This window comes from Kitasatospora sp. NPDC001132, from assembly GCF_053598415.1.
This window is the reverse complement of the sequence record NZ_JBSFKF010000001.1, coordinates 182,571-203,095: the sequence shown is the minus strand read 5'-3', so window position 1 is coordinate 203,095 and position 20,525 is coordinate 182,571. Positions and strand designations below refer to the sequence as shown.

General features: G+C 73.5%; 14 protein-coding genes and 1 pseudogene. 7 read left to right on the top strand and 8 right to left on the bottom strand.

Features of this window, described 5'->3' with window-relative positions:
- The first annotated feature begins 92 nt into the window (after positions 1 to 92).
- Entirely contained in the window at positions 93 to 2,249 is a 2,157-nt protein-coding gene (locus ACWDBE_RS00795; RefSeq protein WP_449806705.1) for an aldolase/citrate lyase family protein, read from the top strand.
- 18 nt (positions 2,250 to 2,267) lie between these two features.
- The gene (locus tag ACWDBE_RS00790) at positions 2,268 to 2,798 is read left to right on the top strand and encodes a MaoC family dehydratase (RefSeq protein WP_449806704.1); all 531 of its coding nucleotides are present in this window, start codon (positions 2,268 to 2,270) and stop codon (positions 2,796 to 2,798) included.
- A gap of 76 nt (positions 2,799 to 2,874) precedes the next feature.
- On the opposite strand, the gene ACWDBE_RS00785 is transcribed toward ACWDBE_RS00790, so the two are convergent.
- The 8 genes and pseudogenes from ACWDBE_RS00785 to ACWDBE_RS00750 all read right to left on the bottom strand — a co-directional run bounded on the left by ACWDBE_RS00785 (position 2,875) and on the right by ACWDBE_RS00750 (position 11,919).
- Positions 2,875 to 4,014 (bottom strand): quinone oxidoreductase family protein, encoded by a 1,140-nt coding sequence (locus ACWDBE_RS00785; RefSeq protein WP_449806703.1) that lies wholly within the window; start codon positions 4,012 to 4,014, stop codon positions 2,875 to 2,877.
- 103 nt (positions 4,015 to 4,117) lie between these two features.
- Positions 4,118 to 5,209: a chitinase gene (locus ACWDBE_RS00780; protein ID WP_449806981.1), complete on the bottom strand. Its 1,092-nt coding sequence runs from the start codon at positions 5,207 to 5,209 to the stop codon at positions 4,118 to 4,120.
- Positions 5,210 to 5,251: 42 nt separating this feature from the next.
- Positions 5,252 to 5,725: pseudogene (locus ACWDBE_RS00775) on the bottom strand (carbohydrate binding domain-containing protein); the annotation flags it as partial.
- A 374-nt stretch (positions 5,726 to 6,099) separates the two neighbouring features.
- Positions 6,100 to 7,626 (bottom strand): FMN-binding glutamate synthase family protein, encoded by a 1,527-nt coding sequence (locus ACWDBE_RS00770; RefSeq protein WP_449806702.1) that lies wholly within the window; start codon positions 7,624 to 7,626, stop codon positions 6,100 to 6,102.
- 197 nt (positions 7,627 to 7,823) lie between these two features.
- Entirely contained in the window at positions 7,824 to 8,447 is a 624-nt protein-coding gene (locus ACWDBE_RS00765; RefSeq protein ID WP_449806701.1) for a CE1759 family FMN reductase, read from the bottom strand.
- Between the two features lie 20 nt (positions 8,448 to 8,467).
- Complete coding sequence (locus ACWDBE_RS00760; protein ID WP_449806700.1) at positions 8,468 to 9,574, bottom strand: LLM class flavin-dependent oxidoreductase; 1,107 nt, start codon at positions 9,572 to 9,574, stop codon at positions 8,468 to 8,470.
- 426 nt (positions 9,575 to 10,000) lie between these two features.
- A complete protein-coding gene (locus ACWDBE_RS00755) occupies positions 10,001 to 10,306 on the bottom strand; it encodes a GNAT family N-acetyltransferase (protein ID WP_449806699.1) in 306 nt (101 codons plus the stop codon).
- A 554-nt stretch (positions 10,307 to 10,860) separates the two neighbouring features.
- Positions 10,861 to 11,919 (bottom strand): alpha/beta hydrolase, encoded by a 1,059-nt coding sequence (locus ACWDBE_RS00750; protein ID WP_449806698.1) that lies wholly within the window; start codon positions 11,917 to 11,919, stop codon positions 10,861 to 10,863.
- 908 nt (positions 11,920 to 12,827) lie between these two features.
- Between ACWDBE_RS00750 and ACWDBE_RS00745 the strand changes: the two genes are divergently transcribed.
- The 5 genes from ACWDBE_RS00745 to ACWDBE_RS00725 all read left to right on the top strand — a co-directional run bounded on the left by ACWDBE_RS00745 (position 12,828) and on the right by ACWDBE_RS00725 (position 20,451).
- Complete coding sequence (locus ACWDBE_RS00745) at positions 12,828 to 14,432, top strand: MFS transporter (protein WP_449806697.1); 1,605 nt, start codon at positions 12,828 to 12,830, stop codon at positions 14,430 to 14,432.
- Positions 14,433 to 14,544: 112 nt separating this feature from the next.
- A complete protein-coding gene (locus tag ACWDBE_RS00740) occupies positions 14,545 to 17,292 on the top strand; it encodes an ATP-binding protein (RefSeq protein WP_449806696.1) in 2,748 nt (915 codons plus the stop codon).
- Positions 17,293 to 17,457: 165 nt separating this feature from the next.
- On the top strand, positions 17,458 to 18,723 hold the full coding sequence (locus tag ACWDBE_RS00735) for an ABC transporter substrate-binding protein (RefSeq protein WP_449806695.1): 1,266 nt from the start codon (positions 17,458 to 17,460) through the stop codon (positions 18,721 to 18,723).
- On the top strand, positions 18,695 to 19,633 hold the full coding sequence (locus ACWDBE_RS00730) for a carbohydrate ABC transporter permease (protein WP_449806694.1): 939 nt from the start codon (positions 18,695 to 18,697) through the stop codon (positions 19,631 to 19,633). Before ACWDBE_RS00735 ends, ACWDBE_RS00730 begins: the two co-directional genes overlap by 29 nt.
- The gene (locus ACWDBE_RS00725; RefSeq protein ID WP_449806693.1) at positions 19,630 to 20,451 is read left to right on the top strand and encodes a carbohydrate ABC transporter permease; all 822 of its coding nucleotides are present in this window, start codon (positions 19,630 to 19,632) and stop codon (positions 20,449 to 20,451) included. Before ACWDBE_RS00730 ends, ACWDBE_RS00725 begins: the two co-directional genes overlap by 4 nt.
- Positions 20,452 to 20,525 lie beyond the last annotated feature (74 nt).

Genomic DNA, 20,525 nt, shown 5'->3' with positions numbered 1-20,525 from the left:
GAGTTGGTGTTCAATGTCCAGCCGCACGGCGCCGAACAAAGCCGGTGGGATAGAACCGGAACCCGCAGCCTTCGCTGACTTCGGAGATATCCATGAAGTTCACGCGGTACTGCCGTTCCCTCCTGTCGACACCCGCGATGGCGGTGGAGCGGTACGCCAAGAGCCATCAGTCCGGGGCCGACATCGCCATGGTCGACCTGGAGGATTCGGTCCCACCCGCCCGAAAGGAGGAGGCCCGCCGGCTCGCCGAGGAGTTCTTCACCCTCCCGTCCACCAAGCTCGCGCGCAGCGCGGTGCGCATCAACACCCTCTCCGGACCGGAGGGTCTGCGCGACCTGATCGCCATCACCCGGTACCGGGTCAAGCCGGACCTGGTGCTGATCCCGATGGCGGAGTCCGCCCGGGACATCGAGATCGCCGCCGGCGCGCTCGCCTCGGACTGCCCGCAGACGGAGTTCCTGGCCGTCGTGGAGACCCCGCTGGGCATCGAGCACGCGCCCGCCATCGCGGCCGCCGGGCACCGGCTGCGCGGGCTGGTCTTCGGCTCGGCCGACTACGCCTTCGCGGTCGGCGCCCGGCTCTCCTGGGAGGCCCTGGCCCACGCCCGCGGCCGGGTGGTCAACAGCGCCCGCGCCGCCGGGGTGGAGGCGATGGACGCCCCGTTCTTCGAGGTCACCGACCTCGCCGGGCTGCGCCGGGAGGCCGGGCTCGCCCGGGACTTCGGGTTCAGCGGCAAGATCGCCGTCCATCCGCGCCAACTCGCTCTGATCAACGAGGTGTTCAGCCCGGGCGAGGAGCTGCTGGAACGTGCCCGCCGGGTGGTCGCGGCGGGTCTGGAGAACGGCCGCTCGGTCACCGTGGTGGACGGGGTGATGGTCGGCATGCCGTTCTTCGAGGCCTCGCAGCGGCTGATCGAACAGTTCGACCCGCCCCGGCCCGAGGTCTCCCCCCACCACCTGCACACGGGGCCACGCGCCCACCGACACCCCGAACCACTCGACGGAGAAGTGACGATGACCGAAGAATCCATCCTCGGCCCACGCCGGTACCGCAACGCCGAGGCCATGCTGGCCAGCGCCGACCCGGTCTGGCAGGCGGCCGCCGCCAACGGCCTGATCGGCATCACGGCGGACTCGGAGTCGAACAACCGGTTGATCGTCCGCGAGACCGGCCACGAGTTCGCCAACATGGTCTCCTGCTCGTACCTGGGCCTGAACAACCACCCCGCGCTGCTGGCCGGCGCGGTGGAGGCGCTGACCGAGTCCCGCAGCACCTCGCTGGTCATCTCCACCACCCGGATCCGGCACAACCTGCTGGTCCGCCTGGAGGAGGAGCTGGGCGAACTCTTCGGCGCCCACATCCTGCCGGGGGCGTCCTGTACCTCACTCACCGCCGGCATCCTGCCGCTGATCGCCTCCGGCCACCTGGACGGCACCTGTCAGGGCGGCGGCGGGCCCCGGGTGATGGTCTTCGACCGCTTCTGCCACTTCTGCATGGCCTACACGAAGCCGATCTGCGCGGACGAGTCGCTGGTGCTGACCTGTCCGCACAACGACCTGAACTACCTGGAGGACATCTGCCGCAAGTACCCGCGGGTCGCCTACGTGGCCGACGGCGCCTACTCGATGGGCGGCACGGCGGCCCTCGACGGACTACTCGAACTCCAGGACCGCTACGGGCTGTTCCTCTACATCGACGACTCCCACTCGCTGTCCATCATGGGCGAGCGAGGTGAGGGCTACGTCCGCTCCCGGCTGGAGATGAACCCGCTGACGGTGATCACCGCGAGCCTCGGCAAGGGCTTCGGCACCAGCGGCGGTGTCGCGATGCTCGGCAACCGCGAGCAGTTCGAGTTCCTGCACCGGCACGCCGGCCCGGTCGGCTGGTCGCAGAACATCCCGCTGCCGCTGGTCGGCGCCTCGCTGGCCAGCGCCGCCATCCACCGCTCCCCCGAACTGGCCGACCTGCAGGCGAAGCTGGCCCGCAACATCGAGCTCTTCGACGAACTGCTGCCGACCGCCTTCGCGGGCAACGGCCTGCCGGTGCGCCGGGTCGACGTCGGGGACGCCGAGCGCGCGGTCAAGCTGTCCGCCCAGCTCTTCGAGCGCGGCTACTACAGCTCGGCGGTGTTCTTCCCGATCGTGCCCAAGGGCGAGGCCGGGCTCCGACTGATGATGCGCGCCGACATGGACGAGCGGATGATCCGCGACTTCGCCGGCCACGTCAAGGAACTCACCGCAGACCTCTAGGACCCGGGAGCAGCCGCGATGGACACGACCGAACCCGCCGGCTACCGGCGCATCGGCGAGCGCCGCTACCGCGAGGTGGTCGGGCGCTACTACGAGGAGTTCGAGGTCGGCGAGGTGGTCGAGCACCGCCCCGGGCGGACCGTCACCGAGCTCGACAACGTGCTGATGAGCATGCTGAGCATGAACGACGCCCCGCTGCACATCGACGCCGCCTACAGCGAGCACACCCCGTGGGGGAAGCCGATCGTCTCCAGCCTGGTGACGCTGAGCATCGTCGGCGGGATGACCGCCCGTTCGACGAGCGGGCGCACCATCGCCAACCTGGGCTGGGAGAACATCCGGATGACCCACCCGGTGTTCGCCGGCGACACGCTCTACGCGGAGACCGAGACCCTCGCCAAGCGGCTCTCCAAGAGCCGCGCCGGGCAGGGCATCGTGCGCTGCCGCACCACCGGGACGAAGTCCACCGGCGAGACCGTGGTGGTGTTCGAACGCAGCTTCCTCGTCCCGCTGCGCGGCCACGGCCTGGACGAGGTCGCGGGGTACTGACGCAGCACCGGGCCCGACGGTCTGCGCCGTCGGGCCCGGTGCGCCGGGGGCGGCCGGTCGGCCGCCCCCGTACCGCTCAGTCCTCGCGGCGGACGTCCACCAGCACCTTGCCCACGGTCTCCCGCGCGGCCATCGCCCGGTGCGCCCCGGCCACCCCGGACAGCGGCACCGTCCGGTCGATCCGCGCCACCAGCCGTCCCTCGGCGGCGAGCCGGAACATGTGGTCGGCGACGCCCTCGAACAGCTTCCGGTCCGTCAGGACGTGCTTGAGCCAGAAGCCCTGCGCCCCCGCCGAGCGCTCGGTCAGCTCGCCCATCGTGAAGCCGTCCTCGACCCCCTCGCGCGCCCCGACCGACACCAGCCGCCCGAAGGGGGCCAGCGCGGCCAGCCCGGCGCGCAGCACCGGGCCGCCGACCGAGTCGAGGAACAGGTCCAACCCGCCCGACTCCGCGAGCCGTTCGGCCAGGTCGGGGTCGGCCGGGTCGAGCACGGTGTCGGCGCCCAGCGAGCGCACGAACTCCCGCTTCTCCGGGGTGGAGGCCAGGCCGACCACCCGGCCCGCGCCCAGTTCCCTGGCCAGCTGCACCGCCAGGTGGCCGACCCCGCCCGCGGCCGCGGTCACCGCGACGGCCTCGCCGGGCCGCAGCCGGCCCGCCAGGGTCAGCGCGCCGTAGGCCGTCGCCCCCTGCTCCAGCAGCCCGAGCGCCTGCTCGTCGTCCACGTCGTCCGGCACCTCCACGGTGTGCGCCGCCTCGGGGACGGCCACCTCGGCGTACCCGCCTCCGGTGCGCAGCAGCGCGACGACCCTCCGGCCGTCCTCGCGGCGCCGCCCGACCACGTCGACGCCGAGCACCGCCGGCAGCGGGAAGCGGAGGTACTCGCCGGTGCGGCACTCCAGGTCGGCGTAGTTGAGGCCGGCCAGGGTGACGTCGACCAGCACCCGGCCCGGTCCTGCCTGCGGCTGCGGCACCGTCTCGACGCGGAGTTCCTCCGGCCCGCCGTAGCGGTGGATCACCAGCGCGCGCATCCCGCTCCCGTCCACGGTCACCTCGTCCTTCTCGTCCGTCTCGTCCATCCCGTCGATCTCCTCCGTCGGGTCCGGCCAGGGCATCCGCTGTGCCGCGCACCCGGAGAAGAGCCGCTCCCGCGGCGTCATCCCGGTGAGGTCCCCGACCATCTCCTCACGGGTGTGACGTGCGCTACCGGTGTAGCGCACCGGGGTTGTTCTGGTTCGGCCCTCGGTCATTGAACAAAACGTCGAACAACCGCCGGGCCCGCGACCCGCGCCGCGGGACTCTCAGCAGTGTGCCACCGGGACGTCAACGCCCCTGGAGGCGCTTGACGTTGTCGCCGAAGCTCCAGCCCTTCGAGCCGTCCCAGTTGATCGACCAGGTCATGAGCCCCTTCAGCGAGCCACTGAAGGCGTTCCACGACTGGCCGACCAGGCCCGGGTCCATGTAGCCGCCGCCCGCGCCGGGCTGGGCCGGCAGGCCGGGCACCTGCTTGTCGTAGGGCACCTTGACGGTGGTGCCCTGGATGGTCAGGCCGTTGTTCAGGCAGGTGGTCTGAGCGGTGAAGCCCTGGACGGTGCCGGCCTGGTAGGAGTCGCCGGAGCAGCCGTACATGCTGCCGTTGTAGTACTGCATGTTGAGCCACCACAGCCGGCCGTTGTCGGCGTACTTCTTGACGATCGGCAGGTAGGCGCCCCAGATCGAGCCGTAGTTGACGCTCCCGCCGGTGACGTACGCGGTCTCGGGGGCCATCGTCAGGCCGAAGCCGGCGGGCATCTGGGCGAGCACGCCGTCGATGATGCGGATCAGGTTGGCCTGGGAGGCGGACAGCGTGTTGATGTCGCCGCTGCCGGACAGGCCGGTCTCGATGTCGATGTCGATGCCGTCGAAGTTGTACTTCTTGAGGATCGGGACGACGGTCGCGACGAACTTGTCGGCGACGGTGCTGGAGCTCAGGTCGATGCCCGCGGCGGCGCCGCCGATGGACATCAGGATCGTCGCCCCGGCCGCCTTGGCCTGGCACATCTCGGCGGGGGTCGAGACCTTGACGTTGGTGTCCATGCCGTCCTGCCACAGCACGGTGCCGTCCGAGAGGATCACCGGGAAGGCGGCGTTGATGACGTTGTAGCCGTGAGCGGCCATTCGGCTGTCCGTGATGGGGACCCAGCCCATGCCGGGGTGGACGCCGTTGGAGGCGCCGTCCCAGTTCTCCCAGTACCCCTGGAGGACCTTACCGGGGGGCTTGGGCTTCGTGGGGCAGGTGTCGCCCGGCGGGGTGGTGGTGGTCGGCGGGGTGCTGGTGGGCGGCGGGCTGGTCGGCGGGGTGCTGGTGGGCGGCGGGGTCGTGGGCGTGGTGGCGGTCGGCGAGGGGCTGCTGCCGCCGGGGCCGGTGAGCGACACGTCGTCCGCGTAGAACGCGGGCTGCCCGTACCACCCGTGCAGGTAGACGGTGACCGAGGTGGTGTTCGCCCCGGTGGTGAAGCCCACGCTGAGCCGGTCGTACGAGGCGCTGCTCGCCGTCCAGGTGGACGGGTCGCTGCCGCCGCCGGTGCCGGTGGCGCCCAGGTAGACGTAGCTGCCCTGGACGTAGGCGCTCAGCGTGTACTGGGAGTCGGGCTGCACGCTGATGGTCTGGCTGCACTGGGCGGTGTCCTGGCCGGTCGGCGTGGCCTGGAGCGCGGCGGCCCCGGAGTGGACCGGGCTGCCGACGGCCGCGGCGGTGCCGCCGGAGCAGGTCCAGCCGGAGAGTCCGTTCTCGAAGCCGGGGTTGGCCACCAGGTTGGGGGTGGCGGCCCCGGCCGTGACGGTGGTGCCGGCCACGGCGAGGCCGGCCCCGATGACGGCGGCGGCGCTCACCCCGGCGAGGGAGCGGTGCAGGACGGTCGACCCGGGCCGGGCGCGGCCGGTCCGGTCCATCCGCGTCGCGCGCTCCACGGCAGCCCGCCGCGGCCGGGGAGTTCCGAGCGGCTCGCTCCCGCCCGACGGGCGCGGCGTGCGTGATCTCCGACGAAACATGCTGTGCTCCCTTTCCGCCGAGCGTCATGGACATGACCGACGCGTGGGGGCGTGACGCCCGGCTCTGGGTGAAGTGGGGGTATGTGCGGAGCAGTGCCGGACCGGATCGTAGGAGGGGCGGCAAGGCACGTCAATAGGTCTGGACCATTTGAGGTCTGGACCAATCTCCCCGCATGCTTCCGACCGTCATGGCAGGGCGCCCGCACCGATCCGGGTCGGTGCGGGCGCCCTGGAGGCCGAGCTCGGGCCGCGACCGCGGCTCCGGTGAGGGGGCGTCAGGCGGTCCGCGGGGCGGTCATCAGCGCCGTGATCTCCTCGGCGAGCTGCGGGCCGAGCTCGCCCCAGCCGTCCTTGTAGCCGTAGACCCCGGCCAGGGTGCGGGCCTCGTAGTCGCCGTTGAGGATCTCGACGTCGTCGGCGGTGATCAGCCCGGGGTGGGCGACGCCGACGGCCGACGAGACCTTCAGCAGCTCCCTGCGCAGGGCGCGCAGGTAGTTGGCGGTCCGGTCGGCCTTGGACGCCGGGTCGACGCCGCGGGCCAGCCACGGGTTCTGGGTGGCGATGCCGGTGGGGCACTTGTCGGTGTGGCACTTCTGCGCCTGGATGCAGCCGATCGACAGCATCGCCTCACGGGCCACGTTGATCATGTCGGCGCCGAGGGCGAAGGCCACCGCGGCGTTCTCGGGCAGCCCGAGCTTGCCGGAGCCGATGAAGGTCAGGTCGTCGGTCAGCCCCAGCTCGGCGAAGGTGCCGTAGACCCGGGAGAAGCCCATCCGGAACGGCAGCGACACCGAGTCGGCGAACATCCGCGGCGCCGCCCCGGTGCCGCCCTCGCCGCCGTCGATCGTCACGAAGTCGACCCCGCGGTCACCGCGCGCCATCAGGCTGGCCAGCTCCTGCCAGAAACCCGTCTCCCCCACCGCGCTCTTCACCCCGACCGGCAGGCCGGTCTCGGCGGCGAGCAGCTCGACGAAGTCGAGCATCGAGTCGACGTCGCCGAACGCGGTGTGCCGCGACGGGGAGGCGCAGTCCTCGCCGACCGGGATGCCGCGGATCCCGGCGATCTCCGGGGTCACCTTCGCGCCCGGAAGCATCCCGCCCAGCCCGGGCTTGGCACCCTGGGAGAGCTTGATCTCTATCGCCTTGACCGGGGCGCCGGCGACCACCTCCTTCAGCTTCTCCAGGTTGAAGCTGCCGTCCTCGTCGCGGCAGCCGAAGTACGCGGTGCCGAGCTGGAGGACGAGGTCGCCGCCGTTGCGGTGGTACGGGGAGAGGCCGCCCTCGCCGGTGTTGTGCATCGTGCCCGCCAGCGCGGCCCCCTTGTTGAGCGCCGTGATGGCCGCGCCGGAGAGCGAGCCGAAGCTCATCGCCGAGATGTTCACCACGCTCGCCGGCCGGAACGCCTTGGCGCGCCCGCGCGGCCCGCCCAGCACCTTGGCCGAGGGCAGCGGGGCCTGCGGGTCGTGGGTGTCGGGCAGCGTGCCGGCGAAGGTGCGCTGCTTCAGGTAGGCGTGGCCCTGGACGTGCTCGACGTCGACCTCGGTCCCGAACCCGAAGTAGTTGTTCTCCTCCTTCGCCGACGCGTAGATCCAGGTGCGCTGGTCACGGCTGAAGGGGCGCTCCTCCTCGTTGGAGGTCACGATGTACTGCCGCAGCTCCGGCCCGATCCGCTCCAGCAGGTACCGGGCGTGCCCGACCACCGGGAAGTTCCGGAGCAGCGCGTGCCTCTTCTGGACGAGGTCGCGGGCAGCCAGGACCGCCACCGCTGACGCGGCGACCGCGCCGATCTTCCGGGCTTGCATGGACGTTCCTCCTCGGTGTCGGACGGCGGGCACGCGGGCTCGCGGGCATCGGCGTCCGTCGAACGGTGCCAAATGATGTTAAGAGTCCCGGTCGACGGGTCGGCGGTCAGGGGCCGCACCGGGCGGCCCGGACACGCGGACGCTCCCGCCGTCGGGTTCGTGACGGCGGGAGCGGATCCCCCGGGGTGCGCGCCGGGTCAGTGGAAGCCGAGCGCGGAGGGGGTGACGGTCGGGCCGTCGGCCCGCCGCGGATTCGCCAGGGCCGCGAGGGTCAGCGCCGCGAGCTCCGCCCCGGCCCGTTCGATCCGCCGCGGCAGGGTGTCGGTGCGGCTGTCGCCCGTACCGCCCCAGTCCTCGGAGGCCGCGAAGACGGCGGTCGGAGCGACGAGCGCGCGCTGGTAGGCGAAGAGCGGACGCAGCGCGTGCTCCAGGGCCAGCGAGTGGCGCGCGGTGCCGCCGGTCGCGCCGATCAGCACCGGCTTGCCCTCCAGGGCGCCGGGGTCGAGCAGGTCGAAGAACGACTTGAACAGTCCGCTGTAGGAGGCGGAGAAGATCGGGGACACGGCGATCAGCGCGTCGGCCGTGCTGACCTGCTCCAGCGCGTCGCCCAGGGACGGCGAGGGGAAGCCGGACAGCAGGTGGTGCGAGACGGGGGTGGCCAGCGGGCGCAACTCGTGCACCAGCACCCGGACTTCACGGCCCGAGCGGGCCAGCTCGGCGGAGGTGGCCTCGGTGAGGCGGTCCGCCAGCAGGCGGGTGGAGGAGGGCAGGCTGAGGCCGCCCGAGACCACGGCCAGGGTGATCGGCGAGGTCGGTTCCATGGGGAAGAACTCCGTCCTGGTCAGGAGGTGGCGGGGGCGTCGTCCCCGGGCACGGCGGGGGCGTCGTCCCGGAGCGTGGCGTGGGTGGGGGCGTCGGGAACGGTCGCGGGCCGGCCCTTGGCGAACTCCTCGCGCAGCACCGGCACCACCTCCTCGCCGAGGATGTCGAGCTGCTCCAGCACCGTCTTCAGCGGCAGACCGGCGTGGTCCATCAGGAACAACTGGCGCTGGTAGTCGCCGACGGCCTCGCGGAAGCCGAGGGTGCGCTCGATGACCTCCTGGGGGCTGCCCACGGTCAGCGGGGTCTGCTCGGTGAACTCCTCCAGCGAGGGCCCGTGGCCGTACACCGGGGCGTTGTCGAAGTAGGGGCGGAACTCGCGCACCGCGTCCTGGGAGTTCTTCCGCATGAACACCTGCCCGCCGAGGCCGACGATCGCCTGCTCGGGCGTGCCGTGGCCGTGGTGGGCGAAGCGCTCGCGGTAGAGCTCGACCATCCGCCGGGTGTGCTCCTGCGGCCAGAAGATGTTGTTGTGGAAGAAGCCGTCGCCGTAGTAGGCGGCCTGCTCGGCGATCTCGGGGCTGCGGATCGAGCCGTGCCAGACGAACGGCGGCACGCCGTCCAGCGGGCGCGGGGTGGCGGTGAAGCCCTGCAGCGGGGTACGGAAGCGGCCCTCCCAGTCGACCACGTCCTCGCGCCACAGCCGGCGCAGCAGCGCGTAGTTCTCCACCGCGAGCGGGATGCCCTGGCGGATGTCCTGGCCGAACCACGGGTAGACCGGGCCGGTGTTCCCGCGCCCGAGCATCAGGTCGACGCGGCCGTCGGCGACGTGCTGCAGCATCGCGTAGTCCTCGGCGATCTTCACCGGGTCGTTGGTGGTGATCAGGGTGGTCGCGGTGGAGAGCACGATCCGCTCGGTCCTCGCGGCGATCCACCCGAGCATGGTCGTCGGCGAGGACGGGACGAACGGCGGGTTGTGGTGCTCGCCCATGGCGAAGACGTCCAGGCCCACCTCCTCGGCCTTGAGCGCGATGGCCAGGATCGCCTTGATGCGCTCGCGCTCGCTCGGTTCCCGGCCCGTGGTCGGGTCGACCGTCACGTCACCGACGCTGAATATCCCGAACTGCATGGGGTTTCGCCTATCCCTCGGCTGGTCGCGGCCCGGTCGGGCCGCCCAGCGAAACCTAGGCAACCGACGACGGGCGGACGGACTTCGCAACGCATCGCCAGTTGCCCGGCAGCGCACTGCCGTCGGCGACGGGCCGGGGTGGCCGTGCTCGTGCGCTGTCGGAACAGTCCCCGGCGCGGAGCGGGCAGAACCTCCCGCCGACCGCGGGCTACTGTCCTCGGCGTGACGCCCCGCCGATCCGGCCGGGGCCGTGGACACTTGGCCCGCTCCTGCCGCGCCGGGCGGGCGACGCCGGACGGGCTCGGACCCCGGGTGGGGACCACCCGGAGCCCGAGCCCGTCGGCATGCGTCAGAACGGCGTCATAAGGGCGGCAGAACGGCGGGAGATCGCTTGCCGGCACGCCGGAAGCGAACCGTCCGAACGCCTCAGAGGCCGAAGCGCGCCCGGTGCGAGGCCGGGACGAGGTCGGCGTAGTCGGGGTGCCTGATGATCCAGCCCCGGACGAAGGGGCAGTAGGGCAGGACGGCGAGCCCCTGCTCGCGCGCCGCGTCCAGCGCCGCGCGCACCAGCACGCCGCCCAGGCCGCGTCCTTCGAACCGGGGGTCGATCTCGGTGTGGATGAAGGCGATCTCGCCGCCGGACCGGTGGTACTCGGCGAAACCGGCGAGCTCCCCGCCGTCACGGATCTCGAAGCGCGACTTCTCCGCGTTGTCGCTGACGGTCTGTTCCATGGTCTTCCTCCTGCTGGTCGCGGCACTGGCCGCCACTGGAACGCGCGGCACCGGAGCAGACCTCCGGAGCCCCTCGGTGTCGGTCCTCAGGCTAGGAACGTGGCCGGCCGGGGCCTGTTCCGACGGTGCACCGGCTGCGGTCGGTCCGCGCACCGAACCGAAGTCGGGCCTCCGCCGAGGGCGCTCGACGCCTTCGGCGGCGTCCCGTCCCGGGCGGCCGGTCAACCGCGCCCGCCGCCCTGTTCGCGGCGGCGGCGCCAACCCCCGCCGGGGCTTCACCCTCCACCCCCACCTGGAGGCCACCGTCCCGACGGCCCGCTCGATCAACCCGGTCTCGGGCGGCAACCGGGAGGGCACCGGCGTGATCCCGGACACCGCGACGGACCCGGCCCTGGCCCACGAGGTGGCCCACCGCGCGGCTGGCCGAGGTGGCCCGGCCCGGCGGTGACACCCCGTCCGCCGAGGAGGCCCGGCGGGCGCTGGGCAACCGGGCCGAGGACCGCCCCGCGCCGTCGGACGACCGGCTCTGACACCCGGCGCCGCCGGCCCTCACCTCACCAGGGCCGGCTGTGCAGCGCCATGTGCACCGTGTCGACGATCTGGATCAGCGCGGCCCGGGTGGTGCCCGTGGGATGGATCCCGCCGATCAGCAGGAAGCCGTGCATCACCCCCTGGTAGCGCGTGGCCACCACCGGCACCCCGGCCGCGCGGAGCCTGGCCGCGTAGGCCTCGCCCTCGTCCCGCAGCACGTCGGCCTCCGCCGTGACCACCAACGCCGGCGGCAACCCGGCGAGTTGCTCCAGGGACGCCCGCAGCGGTGCCGCCGTCACCTCCGTCCGACGGTCCCGCTCGGGCAGGTAGTCGTCCCAGAACCGGCGCATGTGCTCGCGGTGCAGGAAGTAGCCGGTGGCGAACCGGCGGTAGGACGGGGTGTCGAAGTCGGCGTCGGTCACCGGGCAGAGCAACACCTGGTGGACCAGCGGGAGTTCACCGCGCTCCCGGGCCAGCAGCGTCAGCGCCGCCACCAGGTTCGCCCCGGCGGAATCCCCGACAGCCGCGATCCGCTCCCCCGCCAACCCGATCTCATGACCGTGCTCATGGATCCACCGGGCCACCGCGTAACACTGCTCGACGGCCACCGGGTAGCGCGCCGCCGGGGCCCGGGCGTAGTCCACGTACACGACGGCGGCATCCGTGCCCAGCGCGAACTCCCGCACCAGCCGGGCGTAGCAGTCGGCGTCACCGAGCGACCAGCCCAGGCCGGGCAGGAACAGCACCACCGGACTGGGCCGGGCGGCGCCGACGGGCCTGGTCACCTGGACGTGCACCCGCCCCGCGGACTCACAGGGCAGGGCGAGCCACTCCGACTCGATGCCCCACGGATCGTCCTCGAACTCGTCCTCGAACTCGCCGTCGGCCGGCCACTCGTCCGACCAAGCGCTCGGCCAGCCGTCCGGCCAACCGTCCGACCCGGCACCCGGCGCGAGGTCGCAGGCGAGGAAGGAGAGGTCCGGCAGCTCCGCGGCGGACCGGCCGGCTCCGGCGTCCAGGAACTCCTGGAGCGCCCGGTCGAGCACCGGGCGCCGGTCAGGCTGCGGGGTGGGCTCGGACAACTCTTCGCTCCTGACCTGATCGAAGGGACGCGGCACGGCGTTGCGCGCCCCGGCGTGGACCCGGTCCGAGCCGAGCCGAACTCCGGTCCGCCCGAGCCGATAACACGCCATCGACCGTACTGCCCGGGCGCCGGCGCCGCTGGTCTGATCGTGCACGGATTCCGGCCGGGGCGAGCGGCACGTGGACCGCGCCCACGACGAGCGCCTCAATGTTCATCGGGTGCGGTTTCCTCGATCGGGAGATCCGCCGACTGTACACGACCGGCTTTGCCGGCATCGTGGATGAGTTCCGCGACCGCGGTGGGCCGGGAGACGGCCACGCTGTGCGAGGCGTCGCGCAGTTCGAGGACGGTGGCCCCGGCGCGCTCGCGACGACGACGCCGAACCAGGCACTGGCGTCGGAGCAACCGCCGTGGACGAGCACGACGGTGGGACGGGTGGAGGGCATGGCGACCTTTCGACTGGCGCCGGACGGCCGGACGCGACTGGGCTGCGGGGGCGGGTTCAGGCCGGGTTGCGCCGGTCGGCGTGGGCGGCATGGGCCTGCCCCGCCGAGGAGATGGGCGGCGGCTCGTCGTGACGATTCTCGCCGCGCACCGGCCCGGGTCACCACCGACCGACGTAGGGATTGCCCCACGAAGCTTCATCACTCTGTAGCAAGGCCACCGGGACGGGTGCCCACGAAGCACGTTCCCGCTGCTCCGGGGGCCGCGCGCACGCAGGTGTGCAGAATCCGCACAGCGGTGGGCGCTGACGGGCAAGTCCGTCGGCGCCGGGCCGCCTAGCGTTCCCCGGACAGGGAGCGAGGGGCTCTCCTGGGGCCGCCCGACGACGTCGACTCCCCCGTACCGTCGCGTCGTCGGGCGTCCGGTGGGCCGTGTGAGAGAGGACGAGCGAGTGGTGCGTCGATGACCGGGACCGACGGCGGACAGCACGGCACCGCGAGCGGTTCGGCCTGGTCGCCGTTGCGCCGACGGGTCTTCCGTGACCTCTGGCTGGCTCAGTTCACCTCGAACGTGGGCAGCTGGATGCAGACCGTCGGGGCGCAGTGGCTGCTGGTCGGCCACGGCGCGGGCCAGGTCTCCCTGGTCCAGCTCGCCGCGGGCCTGCCGGTGCTCTTCCTCGCCCTGCCGGCCGGGGTCCTCGCGGATCTCGTGAACCGGCGCCGCCTGCTGCTGGCGATGCAGGCCGCCATGGCGCTGGTGGCCGCGGTGCTGACCGCGCTGGCCTTCGCGGGAGTGCTCGGGCCCTGGACGCTGCTGGCCCTCACCTTCCTCCTGGGCTGCGGGAACGCGCTCAACGGCCCGGCCTGGCAGGCGGTGCAGCCCTCGCTCGTCCCCCGGGAGGAGTTGCGCCAGGCCGCGGCCCTGGGGGCGGTGAACATGAACCTGGCGCGCGCCGTCGGCCCGGCCCTCGGCGGGATCCTCGTCGCCGCCCTCGGGGTCGGCTGGACCTTCGCCGTCAACGCCGCCTCCTTCCTCGCGATCCTGGTGGTGCTGGCCGGTTGGCGGCCCGGGGACCAGGAGCGGCCGCCGCGGCCGGGGCAGGAGCGCGAACACCTGCTGGCGGCCATGCGGGCCGGCGGCCGGTACGTGCGCAGCGCACCCCGGATCCGCCGGATCCTGCTGCGCAGCGCCCTGTTCGTGCCCGGCGCCTCCGCCCTGTGGGCGCTGCTGCCGGTGTCCGCGCACGAGTCCCTCGGGCTCGGTGCGGCCGGGTACGGCGTGCTGCTGGGCGCCGTCGGGCTGGGAGCGGTCGCCGGAGCGGCGGTGCTGCCGGCGGTGTCCCGACGGATCGGCGGCAACGGCTCGCTGGCGCTCGCCGGGGCCGTCTTCGCGGGCGCGCTGGTGGCCCTGGCCGTCTGCGGCAGCGTGCCGGTGGCCTTCCTGGCCCTGGTCCTGGCCGGAGCGGCGTGGATCACCGCGCTGTCCACCCTGAACGCGAGCCTCCAGGTCGCCCTGCCGGCCTGGGTGCGGGCCCGCGCCTCCGCCTTCTACCTGCTCGTCTTCCAGGGTGGCAGCGCCCTCGGCTCGCTGCTCTGGGGGCAGGTGGCGCAGCACGCCGGCGTGTCGCCGGCGATGCTCCTGGCGGCGGTGGCCCTCCTCGGCGGGGTGCTGACGCTGCGGCTGCTGCCGCTGCTCGGCGGCCAGAACGACCCGACGCTCTCGGAAGCCTGGCCCGAACCCCGGCTGGCCGTCGAGCCGGCGCCGCAGGACGGGCCGGTGCTGGTGACGGTGACGTACGACGTGCGGGCGGAGCAGCGTCCGGCCTTCGCCGCGGCGATGCAGAGGGTGGAGGCCTCCCGGCGCCGGACCGGAGCGGTCACCTGGGGCCTGTACCGGGACGCCGCCCGGCCGGAGCGGTTCGTCGAGACGTTCACCGTGACGTCGTGGTCGGAGCACTGCGCCCAGCACCACGGGCGCTACACCGGCACCGACCACGCCTTCGAGACCGACGCCCGCACGCTGCTCACCCGGGAGCCGACCGTCACCCACGCCACCATGGCGCGCTGACGGGCCTTCGCGGACCGCGGTGCCCCGGGGCCCACGATGCGGCGGCCACGAACGGCGTACCCTCGGGAAGCTGCGAACGGCAGCAGGACGGGTGCGACGGGAGAGCGCGGACATGGCAGGGTCGGGCGGTCCGCTGTCCCGCAGTGGACTGCGCGGCCGGGAGGCCGAGCTCGAGCAGCTCCAGGCACTGATCACCTCGGTGGCCCGCACGGGAGGCGGAGGGCTGGCCCTGATCCAGGGCGAACCCGGCATCGGCAAGACCACGCTGCTCGCCGAGGCCGTCTCCCGGGCCGGGGCCGCCGGTTTCGCGGTCGGCCTGGGCAAGGCCGAGGAACTGCACCACATCGTGCCGCTCTCGTCCCTGGCGGCCAGTCTCCTGCACGGCGACCGGCCGCTGTTGTCCGACGGCGCCTTCGTCGATCTGGCCCGCCGTCACGACCAGCGGATCTGGCTGGTGGAGCGCCTGGCGGAGGCCGTCGAGGCCCTGGCGGGCAGCGGGCCGGTGCTGATCGGCCTGGACGACGTGCAGTGGGCCGACGCGCTGAGCCGGTTCGCCCTGCAGCAGCTCCCGACCCGGCTGCGGACCTCGCCGGTGCTGTGGCTGCTGACCGCGCGACAGGAGCCCGCCGGCCCGGCGGAGGAGGTGGTCGCGGCCGCGACCGGCAACCTTCCTACGGTCACGGTGGCCCTCGGCCCGCTGTCCGGCGCGGCCATCGGCCAGCTGGCCGACGACGCCCTCGGCACGGCGGCCGACGCCTGGGTACGGGACCTGCTCGACGGAGCCGGCGGGAACCCGTTCCTGGCGGTCGAGACGCTGGCGGGGCTGCGGATCGCCGACGCCGCGGAGCAGACCGTGCCCTCCGGGCTCGTGGGGGGCGTGCGCGGCAGGCTCAGCTCCCTGCGGCCCGACACCCTGCACTTCCTCCGGACGGGGGCGGTGCTGGGCCGCGGGTTCGGCTTCCAGGACGCCGCCGCGCTCTGCGGCCGACCGGCCGCCGCGCTGGTCCCGGCGCTGGAGGAGGCCGTACGGGCCGGGCTCCTGGACGACGACGGCGACCACCTGGTGTTCCGGCACGACCTGCTGCGCCAGGCGGTCTACGCCGACGTCCCGCCGTCGGCCCGCAAGGCCCTGCACCGCGAGGCCGCGCGCCACCTGGTCGCCGCGGGCGGGCGGCCGGTCGACGCGGTGCCGCACATCCTCCGGGGAGCCGTGCCGGGGGACGAGGAGGCCGTGGCGCTGCTGCGGCGGGCGGCCGAGGACGTGCTGCCGGTCACGCCGGGCCTCGCGGCCGACCTGATGACGCGCGCCCTCGAACTGGTGCCGTCGCCAGGGCCGCTGAAGTTCGCCGTGGGCGAGCAGGCGATCCTCACCCTGACCCGGGCCGGCCGGAACCGGGAGGCGCTGTCGGCGGGCGACCGGCTGCTGGCCGAGCGGCCGCCACTGGAGACCTTCGGCCGGCTCCAGGCCGCCCTCGGCGGGACGCTGTGGTCCCTGGACCTCGCCGAGGAGTTGCGCCGCCGGGCCGAGGCCGCGCTCACCACCGGCGGCTCCGCCCCGGAGATCTGTGCCAGGCTGGCCGCCCTGCGCGCGCTGGCCCTGTCCCGGGGCCGCGACCTCGTCGCGGCGCGGGAGGCCGGCGAGGCCGCACTGCGCGCCGCCACCGCCGCCGGTGACCGGGAGGCCCACGTCCTGGCCCTGTCCGGGCTCGGCGAGATCGCGCTGAACGCCGGTGAGACGGCGCTCGGGCTGGAGCGCTTCGCCGCGCTGAGCGCCATCGACTCCGGCTTCCTCCCCGAGGAGATCGTCGCGCACCTGCACGTGGACGACTTCGCGGCGGCCGAACGCCTGCTCCTGGGGCCGGCGGGCGAGGCCGGGACGACGCGTCAGGCCATGCTGCTGTGGGCCCGCGGCCAGCACGACCTGGGGCTCGGCCGGCTCGACGACGCAGAGGCCGGCTTCGAGACCATGGAGCACCTGGAGGACGGGGTGGGGGTGCCCGTCCAGCAGGTGAACGGCCGGGTGATCCGCTCCCGGCTCGCCCTGCTGCGCGGCGACCGGGAGGCGGCGAGGGAGCACCTGGCCGCCGCGCGGGAACGCCTGGCGGTCAAGCCGAACCCTGGCAACACGGCCGCGGTGCGCTTCCTGGAGGCGGTGCACGCCGAGGCCGACGGGGACCTCGGGCTCGCCGTCGACCGGATCCGCCAGGTCCAGCGGGAGGGACTCTTCATGCGCTGGCGGCTGCTGCGGGACTGGGTCGACGCCGCGGTCCGGATGTCCCTGCGCGGCGGGGCGCCCGAACTCGCCGAGGACCTGGCCGCGCAGGCCGAGGCCCACGCCGGGCGCAACCCGTCGGTGCCGACCGCCGCCGGCCTCGCGGCCCAGGCCCGCGGGCTGGTGGCGAACGACCCCGCCGTGCTCGAACACGCCGTGGAGCTGCTCGCGGAGAGCCCCCGCCGGCTGGTCCGGGCCGCCGCGTACGCCGACCTCGGCCGGGCGCTCCTGGCAGTCGGGCGCAAGGACCGCGCCACGGCGGCGCTGGCTCACGCCCGGGGCGCCTTCGCCGAGTCGGGCGCCCACGCCGCGGCCGAGGAGGTGCGACGCGCGCTGGAGGGACCGGAGGCCGGCCGGCGGAAGGCGGCCGCCGCGCCGCGCCCCGTCCAGGGGTGGGGGGCCCTGACGGCCTCGGAGCGGAAGGTCGCGCACCTCATCGCCCAGGGCCACACCAACCGGTCGGCCGCCGAGGCGCTCGTCGTCTCCCCGCACACGGTCAACACCCACCTGACCGCCGTCTTCCGGAAACTGTCGATCAGATCCCGGGTCCAGCTCGCCAACCTGGTCGCGTCGCTGCCCGAGGGCTGAGCGGGCGGGCCGTCGAGGAGGGCGCCGACCATGCCGCCGACGGCGACCTGTTTAATGGGCGTTCGAACGGAAGGGGCCGGTCGGTCCGCTTTTGACGGCGTTCCCGCAGTCCGGTCCCTCCCGGCGACCGACCAGGTCACCCCGTCACTCGGTAAAGGCACCAGCATGTTCTCACCGGCCAGCCCGCCGGCGCGGCGGACCGCCGCCCTCCTGACCGCAAGCGTCCTCCTGGCGCTCGCCGCCACCGGGTGCGGCTCCGGCAGCGGTTCCGGCTCAGGCTCCGGTTCGGCCGGGGGTGAGGTCACCTCCATCACCGCGCTCGACTACTACACCGACGCGTCCGAGCACGCCCAGTGGGGCGAGATGCTCGACGCGTGCGGCCGGAGCGTCGGGGTGAAGGTCGAGCAGACCAGCGTCCCCGGGGCGTCCCTCATCCCCAGGGTCCTCCAGCAGGCGTCGTCGCGGACCCTCCCCGACCTGCTGATGCTCGACAACCCCGACCTGCAGCAGATCGCCCGGACCGGCGCGCTGACCCCGCTGGACGCGTACGGCATCGACGCCGACGGCTTCGCCGAGGGCATCCGGTCCGCGGGCACCTACGAGGGCACGGTGTACGGGCTGGCCCCCAACGTCAGCACGGTCGCGCTGATCTACAACAAGGACATGCTCGCAGAGGCCGGTGTCGCCGTCCCGAGGACCTGGGACGAGCTGAAGGCGGCGGCCGCCGCGCTGACCCGCCCCGGGCGCTACGGCATGGCCGTCGACGCGAACCCCACCTTCGAGGGCACCTGGCAGTTCCTGCCCTTCCTGTGGTCCAACGGCGGCGACGAGAAGCAGCTGGACACTCCCCAGGCCGCGCAGGCGCTCCGGCTGTGGGTGGACCTGGTGAACAGCGGGTCCATGTCGAAGTCCGTGCTGAACTGGACGCAGGCCGACGTCCACGACCAGTTCGTCGCCGGGAAGACCGCCATGATGATCAACGGACCGTGGCGGATCCCGGCCCTCGACCAGGACGCGAACCTGCACTGGGGAGTGGCCCCGGTGCCCGTGCCCCAGCTGGGGCAGACCCCGGTCACCCCGCTCGGCGGCGAGGTGTGGACGGTCCCGAAGGGCCCCTCCAAGGCCCGGCAGGAGAAGGCCGCCCAGGTCCTCGCCTGCCTGAACAGCCCGGCGAACATGCTCACCGCGGCCCGGCAGCACTTCACCGTGCCGTCCCGCACCGCGGTGGCCGCCCAGTACGCCGAGCGGACCCCCTCGATGGCCGCCTTCGTGAAGAGCGTGGAGGCGGCGCGGGCCCGTACCGGCGAACTCGGCGTCAGGTGGCCGCAGGCGGCGACCGGGATCCACACCGCGATCCAGTCCGCGCTGACGGGCGAGCAGACCCCGGAGGAAGCCCTCAGGCATGCGCAGCGGCTCGCGACCGACAACTGACCCGGTCCCACCACGGCGCCGGGAGCGGTGGGCCCGGTGGACGTTCCTCGCGCCGGCCGCGGCGTACCTGCTGCTGTTCTTCGGCTACCCGCTCGCCGAGAACGTCGTGACGAGCTTCCGGCACCACACCGTCACGACCTTCTACACAGGTGAGGCACCGTTCGTGGGGCTGCGGAACTACGCGGCGGTCCTCTCCTCGGAGCGGTTCCCCACGACCCTGCTGACCACGGTCCTGTTCACCGCCGGCTCGGTCCTGGGGCAGTTCGCCGTCGGCCTGGCCCTCGCCCTGTTCTTCCGGCGGCGCTTCCCGCTGGGCGGCCTGCTGCGCTCGCTCCTGCTGCTGCCGTGGCTGCTGCCGCTGGTCGTCTCCGGGACGACGTGGCGGTGGATGCTCGACCCCGACAGCGGAGTCGTCAACGCGGTGCTGCGCGGCCTCCACCTCTCGTCCTCCGGCGTCCCCTGGCTCACCGGCACCTCGCAGGCGCTGGTGGCGGTGGTCCTCGTCAACATCTGGGTCGGGATCCCCTTCAACACGGCGATCCTGTACGGCGGTCTGCAGGACATCCCCACGCCCGTGTACGAGGCGGCGGCGCTGGACGGCGCCGGCCGCCTGGCGACGTTCCGCCACATCACCTGGCCGCTGCTGCGGCCCGTGGTGGGCGTGGTGCTGGTGCTGGGCGTGGTCTACACGCTCAAGGTGCTGGACATCATCCTCGTGGTGACGGGCGGCGGGCCGGCCGGCGCCACGGAGACCCTCGCCACCCAGTCCTACGAACTGTCCTTCCGGCAGTACGACTTCGGGCGCGGTGCCGCGACGGGCAACCTGCTCGTCGTCCTGTCGCTGGTGTGCGCCCTCGCCTACCTGCGCGCCGACCGGCGGGCCCGCGCCGCCCGGGAGGCGAGCCCGTGAAACGCGAGTCCGGCCGCCGCCGCGGCCTGCTCTCCACCGCCGTCGGGATCGCCCTGCTCGCGCTGATGCTGTTCCCCGTCTACTGGATGGTCAACGCCTCCCTCCAGCCCGCGGGCAACACCCTGCGGGGAGGGTGGTTCCCGCTCCGTCCGGACCTCGGCGGCTACGCCTCCGCGCTGCGCGACCAGGGGCGCAACCTCGTCACCAGCCTCGTCGTGGCCCTCGGCAGCGCGGCGTTCAGCCTCACGCTCGCCGCCCCGGCGGCCTACGCGCTGACGCGGCTGCGGCCGCGCGGGACCGACCTCGCCCTGCTGGGCATCCTGGTCACCCAGATGGTGCCGGGCGTCGTCGTGGCCGACGCGCTCTACGGCGCGTACAGCGACCTGGGGCTGCTGAACTCCCACCTCGGGCTGGTCCTCGCCGACTCCACCGCGGGAGTCCCGTTCGCGATCGTCATCCTGCGGGCGTCCATGCGGACCATCCCCCGGGAGATCGTCGACGCCGCGCGCGTGGACGGTGCCGGCAGCCTGCGGATCCTCCGCTCCGTGGTGCTCCCGCTGAGCACCAACGGGTTGGTCACGGCCGCGGTGTTCACCTTCCTCTTCGCCTGGAGCGACTTCCTCTTCGCCCTCACCCTGACCACCACGGAGACGGTCCGGCCGATCACGCTGGGCGTGTACCAGTACATCGGCGCCCACACCAACCAGTGGAACGCCGTCATGGCCACCGCGGTCCTGGCGTCCGTGCCCGCCGCCGTCCTGCTGGTCGTCGCCCAGCGCCACGTCACCACCGCCGCGACCGACGGAGCCCTCAAGTGAGGCGGGTGGGGACGGTTCCTCCCTGATCTCACGTGTTCACGCGATGCCCCGCCGCGGGCCGACCGGCAGGCTGT